This window comes from Streptosporangium sp. NPDC050284 (genome assembly GCF_044459525.1).
GTDB lineage: Bacteria > Actinomycetota > Actinomycetes > Streptosporangiales > Streptosporangiaceae > Streptosporangium.
Genome location: NZ_JBITIZ010000005.1, coordinates 513,374 through 519,976, shown reverse-complemented (window position 1 = coordinate 519,976; position 6,603 = coordinate 513,374). Strand labels below are relative to the sequence as shown.

The window sequence follows — 6,603 nt, the reverse complement described above, 5'->3', positions numbered from 1 at the left end:
AGAACTCCGGGGCGTTCCATTTCGTATCACTATCTTATCGGAAGTGCCGGTTTCGTGTCAAACTGTCGGATTTTCCGACCATCGACTCGAACCCGCCGAACCCGCTAGGATTGCGACCACCCCGTTTCCAGGGCAACCCCTCTAACTTACTCCAACATCCGGTCGCTGTCCAATCACATGGACACGCACGATTTGTCGAGATTTTCAGAGAGGGGGTGCAGGACGCTGCCCTGCATGAAGAACTCTAGCAGTCCTCTAGGGCTGCGATGACCAACTTTCCGGTAAGAACTAGGTCTTCCCTGGGGCACCAACCCTCAAACACGAGAACCCGGGGTCAAGAGACCCCGGGTTCTCGCCAAGACAGCTGCCTGTCCTGGACGCTCATCAGGTCGAGTTCCCGATCACCAGGTCGACCTGACAAGTCGACCCGAGTTCCTGCCGTGAACTCACCCCCCGGCCGGTCAGCCGGCCGGAAGCGATGCCAGCTGGGCGAGCAGTCGTTCGATGTCCTGATCCGCCTGCGCGGCACGGGAGCGCACCTTGGTCACCACGTCGTCGGGTGCCTTGGCCATGAACTGCTCGTTGCCGAGCTTGGCGGCGACCTGGGCCGCCTCCTTGCGCGCTGCCGCGAGGTCCTTCTCCAGCCGCTTACGCTCGGCGGCCACGTCGATCGTCCCCGCCGTGTCGATCTCCACGGCGATTCCGGCCACATCGAGGCTGGCGGTCGCGGCGAACGACTCGGACGACTGGTCGAGCCGGAGCAGAGACCTGATCGCCCCTTCGTGAGGAGCGAGTGCCGTACCCGCGAGAGAGAGCCTCGCGGCGACCCTCTGGCCAGGCTTGAGCCCCTGGTCGGAACGGAATCTGCGCACCTCGGTGATCAATCCCTGCATGGCAAGGATCTCCTCCTCCGCCGAGGGGTCCCGCAACGACTCCTGAACCGTCGGCCAAGGTGCGACGACGATCGACTCACGCCCGGTGACCGCACGCCACAGTTCCTCGGTGACGAACGGCACCAGAGGGTGGAGCAGTCGGAGCAGCGCGTCGAAGACGTGGCCCAGCACGAGCCGGGTGTGCTCCTGGCCGGAAGCGATCTGGATCTTGGCAAGCTCCACGTACCAGTCGCAGACCTCGTCCCACGCGAAGTGGTACAGCAGGTCTGAGATCTTGGCGAACTCGAAGTTTTCGAACGCGCTGTCCACCGACGCGACGACCTCCTGGAGCCTGGAAAGGATCCAGCGGTCGGCGGCCGTCAGCTTCTCGATCGGGAGCTCACCCGTCACGGCGCCGTTCATCAACGCGAAGCGGGTGGCGTTCCAGATCTTGTTGCAGAAGTTGCGCGAGCCCCCGGCCCATTCCTCGCTGATCGCCACGTCGGAGCCGGGGTTGGCACCGCGCAGCAGCGTGAAGCGGGTGGCGTCGGCACCGAAGCGCTCGACCCAGTCGAGCGGGTCGACGACGTTGCCGAACGACTTCGACATCTTCTTTCCGTACTGGTCACGGACCATGCCATGGAGCGCCACGGTCCGGAACGGCGGCTCGCCGTCCATGGCGTAGATGCCGAACATCATCATCCGGGCCACCCAGAAGAACAGAATGTCGTAGCCGGTCACCAGGACGGAGGTCGGGTAGAACTTCGCCAGTTCCGGCGTCTTGTCCGGCCAGCCGAGAGTGGAGAACGGCCAGAGCCCCGAGGAGAACCAGGTGTCGAGGACGTCGGGATCCTGGACGTAACCCTCGGGCGCCTGCTCGTCGGGGCCGACACAGACGACCTCGCCGTCCGGGCCGTACCAGACCGGGATGCGGTGCCCCCACCACAACTGCCGGGAGATGCACCAGTCGTGCATGTCGTCGACCCAGTCGAAGTAGCGCTTGGCCAGCTCCGGCGGGTGGATCTTCGTCCGGCCATCACGGACCGCGTCGCCGGCCGCCTTGGCCAGGGGCGAGACGTTGACGAACCACTGGAGCGAGAGCCGGGGCTCGATCACGGTCTTGCAGCGCGAGCAGTGCCCGACCGAATGGAGATAGGGGCGCTTTTCCGCGACGATCCGTCCATCCGCGCGGAGCGCGGCCACCACCGCAGGCCTGGCCTCGAAGCGATCGAGCCCTTGGAACGGGCCGTGTGCGGTGACCACCCCGCGCTCGTCCATGACCGCCAAGGACGGCAGCGAGTGGCGTCGCCCGATCTCGAAGTCATTCGGGTCGTGCGCCGGGGTGACCTTGACCGCTCCCGTACCGAAGGCCGGGTCGACGTGCTCGTCGGCGACGATCGGGATGCGGCGACCGGTGAGCGGCAGTTCCACCTCGCGGCCGATCAGGTGCGCGTAGCGCTCGTCGGAGGGGTGCACCGCCACGGCGGTGTCGCCGAGCATCGTCTCGGCCCGGGTGGTGGCGACCACGATGGAGTCGTCGCCGTCGCCGTAGCGGATCGAGACGAGCTCGCCCTCGTCCTCGCTGTGCTCGACCTCGATGTCCGACAGCGCGGTCAGGCAGCGCGGACACCAGTTGATGATGCGCTCGGCACGGTAGATGAGCCCGTCGTCGAAGAGCTTCTTGAAGATCGTTTGCACTGCGCGGGAGAGACCGGGGTCCATGGTGAAGCGCTCGCGCGACCAGTCGACACCGTCGCCGAGCTTCTTCATCTGGCCGAGGATCCGGCCACCGGACTCCTCCTTCCACTGCCAGACGCGCTCGACGAACGCCTCACGGCCGAGGTCGTGCCGGGACAGACCGTTTTTCGCGATCTCGCGCTCGACGACGTTCTGGGTCGCGATGCCGGCGTGGTCCATGCCGGGCAGCCAGAGCGTCTCCTGGCCGCGCATGCGAGCGCGGCGGGTCAGCGCGTCCTGGATGGAGTGGTCGAGGGCGTGGCCGATGTGCAGGACACCGGTTACGTTCGGCGGAGGCAGGACGATGCTGTACGGCTCGCGCTCGCTGCTCGGGTCGGCGGTGAAGTGTCCCTCCGATACCCAGCGCTCGTAGCTCCGGGTCTCCACGTCGGCGGGTGCGTACTGGGTGGGCAGCTCTGGCGTCGTCACGATGCCCAAGTCTAGGGATGTCCGCGTGTTCCCCGTCCCACGGACCGTCCTGTGGATCGCTTCTCCCGTGACTTCTTCCGGCGAACGAGATGCTCCCCTCCCCGTTGAAGGCCGACGAACACCGAACGAGCACCGACGGATACGAAGCAGGCACCGGCGGACTCCGGCGAATACGTGGCCAGGATCGGCGGATACCCGCGGATGCGAAGCAGGGGCGGAGAGGGGCATCGGCGGGCTCAACCGGATACGTCACCGGCGGGAGTTGGTCGGCCGAAAACAGGCGGTGCCCCCCGCGGGAGAATCCGCGGGGGGCACCACTCGTGCGAGCCTGGAGCGGCTCGCGCGGACTTCTACGCCGACTTCTCCCGCGGCGGCCGCTGCTGCTTGTTGAGCTGGTCGCGCGGGACGAGCGTGGGATTGACGTGCTCCAGAACCGACTCGCGGGTGATCACCACCCGCGCCACGTCCTGCCGTGAGGGCACCTCGTACATCACCGAGAGGAGAACTTCCTCCAGGATCGCCCGCAGGCCGCGGGCGCCGGTGCCTCGGAGGATCGCCTGATCGGCGATGGCCTCCAACGCGTCGTCGGTGAATTCGAGCTCGACGTTGTCCAGCTCGAACAGGCGGCGGTACTGCTTGACGAGGGCGTTACGCGGCTCGGTGAGGATCTGGATGAGCGCCTCACGGTCGAGGTTGTGGACGCTCGTGATCACCGGAAGCCGGCCGACGAACTCGGGGATCATGCCGAACTTCAGCAGGTCCTCGGGCATGACGTTCTCGAAGATGTCGGCGCTGTCGATGTCTTCCTTGGAGCGGATGATCGCGTTGAAACCGATACCCTTGCGGCCGACCCGGGACTCGATGATCTTTTCGAGACCGGCGAAGGCCCCACCGCAGATGAACAACACGTTGGTGGTGTCGATCTGGATGAACTCCTGGTGCGGATGCTTGCGTCCGCCCTGTGGCGGCACGCTCGCGGTCGTGCCCTCCAGGATCTTCAGCAGGGCCTGCTGCACGCCCTCGCCGGAGACGTCCCTGGTGATCGACGGATTTTCGCTCTTGCGAGCGATCTTGTCGACCTCGTCGATGTAGATGATGCCGGTCTCGGCCTTCTTGACGTCGTAGTCAGCGGCCTGGATCAGCTTGAGCAGTATGTTCTCGACGTCCTCGCCCACGTAGCCCGCCTCCGTCAGGGCGGTGGCGTCGGCGATGGCGAACGGAACGTTCAGCATCTTCGCCAACGTCTGGGCGAGCAGTGTCTTGCCGGAACCGGTGGGGCCCAGGAGCAGGATGTTGGACTTGGACAGCTCAATGCCGTCGTCACGCCCGCGCTCGCCGGACTGCACCCGCTTGTAGTGGTTGTAGACCGCCACGGAGAGAGCCTTCTTCGCCTGGTCCTGACCGATGACGTAGGCGTCGAGGAATTCGTAGATCTCCCTCGGCTTGGGAAGGCTGTCCCACTTGAGCTCAGAGGACTCGCTGAGCTCCTCCTCGATGATCTCGTTGCAGAGGTCGATGCACTCGTCGCAGATGTATACGCCGGGTCCGGCGATGAGCTTCTTGACTTGCTTCTGACTCTTTCCACAGAAAGAGCACTTCAGCAGGTCTCCCCCGTCGCCGATGCGTGCCACCCCAGATACTCCTTTGCGTGGGACCGCCCTGGCTACCGCGGTCCGTTTCTTCCGACCGGCCCGATACCCGATCGAAAAGTCATCCCGCTTAGGTTTCGACGTTACCGTCTTCTGAGCCCTCAGTGAGCCCCCTAGCGGCGAGTCGCACCGGAACGTGCCTGATTCGGCACGGTTCCGGTGCGATATGCCTCGTTAGGAGGCTACGGCCTTCGCGAGTTTCTTGCGGGACGGGATGATGTCGTCGATCAGCCCGTACTCCTTCGCCTCGACGGCGTCGAGGATCTTGTCCCGCTCGATGTCCTTACGGACCGCCTCCGGCGCCCTGCCCGAGTGCTGAGCGATGATCATCTCCATCTGCGAGCGCATCCTGAGGATCTCGCGCGCCTGGATCTCGATGTCGCTTCCCTGGCCGCCGCCCTCGGTGGACGGCTGGTGGATCAGCATGCGGGCGTTCGGCAGGGCGAAGCGCTTGCCCGGCGTGCCGCCGGCCAGCAGGACCGCCGCCGCCGAGGCCGCCTGGCCCAGGCAGACCGTCTGGATCTCCGGCCGGACGAACTGCATCGTGTCGTAGATCGCCGTCATGGCGGTGAACGAACCGCCCGGCGAGTTGATGTAGATGCTGATGTCGCGGTCGGGGTCGAGCGACTCCAGGGTCAGCAACTGCGCCATGACGTCGTTGGCTGACGCGTCGTCCACCTGCACGCCGAGGAAGATGATGCGGTCCTCGAAGAGCTTGGCGTACGGGTTCATCTCCCGCATGCCGTAGGACGTGCGCTCGGTGAAGGACGGAAGAACGTAGCGGCCGTTGATGTCTCCCGGCCGGATCAACTCACTCACCTTGTGCCCCTTCAGGAGACGGCGCCCGTGGAGGGCACCTGCCGAGCGCTGCGCACGACCTGGTCGATGAAGCCGTAGTCCTTGGCCTCCTCGGCCGTGAACCAGCGGTCGCGGTCGGAGTCGGCCTCGATCTGCTCGAGATTCTGGCCGGTGTGGAACGCGATGCGCTCGGCGAGGGTCTTCTTGACGTAGAGCATCTGCTCCGCCTGGATGGCGATGTCGGCGGCGGTGCCGCCGATGCCGCCAGAAGGCTGGTGCATCATGATGCGTGCGTGCGGCAGGGCGTATCGCTTGCCCCGCTCGCCGGCGCACAGAAGGAACTGGCCCATGGAGGCGGCCAGACCCATCGCGACCGTGCACACATCGTTAGGCACATATTCCATCATGTCGTAAATCGCCATACCAGCGGTCACGGAACCGCCTGGCGAGTTGATGTAGAGCCAGATATCGCGCTCTGAGTCGTCCGCGGCGAGCAGGAGCAGCTCGGCGCAGATCCGGTTGGCGATCTCGTCGTTGACCTGGGTGCCCAGCACGATGATGCGCTCACGCAGCAGCCGCTGGTAGAGCTGGTCTTCGAGCCTGAACGAGCCGGTCGGCTGGCTCATCGACTCGGGCCCGGAGCCGGTCGGCTGGTAGAAGGTCGGCGGGCTGGTCACAGCGTCACCTTCCGATGCGTCGTAATCGATTGGCTTTGCTTGTGACCTTAACGCGCGCCACCTACCGGACATGCCTCCTCAACGCACTGTTCGCTGACGGCGCATGCTGCCCGCCGTCTCCCCGCCACGTCCGCGGCTCCCCTGCCGTGCCCCCCTGCGAGGGCTGAGAGGCCGGAGCCTCCACGGCGTGTCGCCACTCGCTGAAGCGGCGAAGGTGGGCATGCGAAGAAGAGCGTGCGACAGGTTGGGGCCACAAGATGCCTCGGCGGCTCTCAGAGGGTCCAGGAGCCTTCGAAGCTCTCGGGTAGAGAGAGGTCCGGGGAGATACCGAAGACCCCCCAGGCATCGCCCTGCGGCACGCGCACCCTCATCCGGGGACGAAGACGCCCCCGTCGCGCGGAACGCGGCGGGGGCGCCGGGCGGCGGAGACAGCGGACGAAT

The 6,603-nt window shown here is 65.7% G+C and carries 4 protein-coding genes; all 4 read right to left on the bottom strand.

What is annotated here, in order from left to right; all coding sequences use genetic code 11:
* Positions 1-461: 461 nt before the first annotated feature.
* On the bottom strand, positions 462-3,047 hold the full coding sequence (locus ACIBH4_RS15705) for a valine--tRNA ligase (RefSeq protein ID WP_399172222.1): 2,586 nt from the start codon (positions 3,045-3,047) through the stop codon (positions 462-464).
* Positions 3,048-3,388: 341 nt separating this feature from the next.
* Positions 3,389-4,669: an ATP-dependent Clp protease ATP-binding subunit ClpX gene (gene clpX / locus ACIBH4_RS15700; RefSeq protein ID WP_350949523.1), complete on the bottom strand. Its 1,281-nt coding sequence runs from the start codon at positions 4,667-4,669 to the stop codon at positions 3,389-3,391.
* 192 nt (positions 4,670-4,861) lie between these two features.
* Entirely contained in the window at positions 4,862-5,506 is a 645-nt protein-coding gene (locus ACIBH4_RS15695; RefSeq protein WP_350949522.1) for an ATP-dependent Clp protease proteolytic subunit, read from the bottom strand.
* Positions 5,507-5,517: 11 nt separating this feature from the next.
* Complete coding sequence (locus ACIBH4_RS15690) at positions 5,518-6,162, bottom strand: ClpP family protease (RefSeq protein ID WP_386206743.1); 645 nt, start codon at positions 6,160-6,162, stop codon at positions 5,518-5,520.
* Positions 6,163-6,603 lie beyond the last annotated feature (441 nt).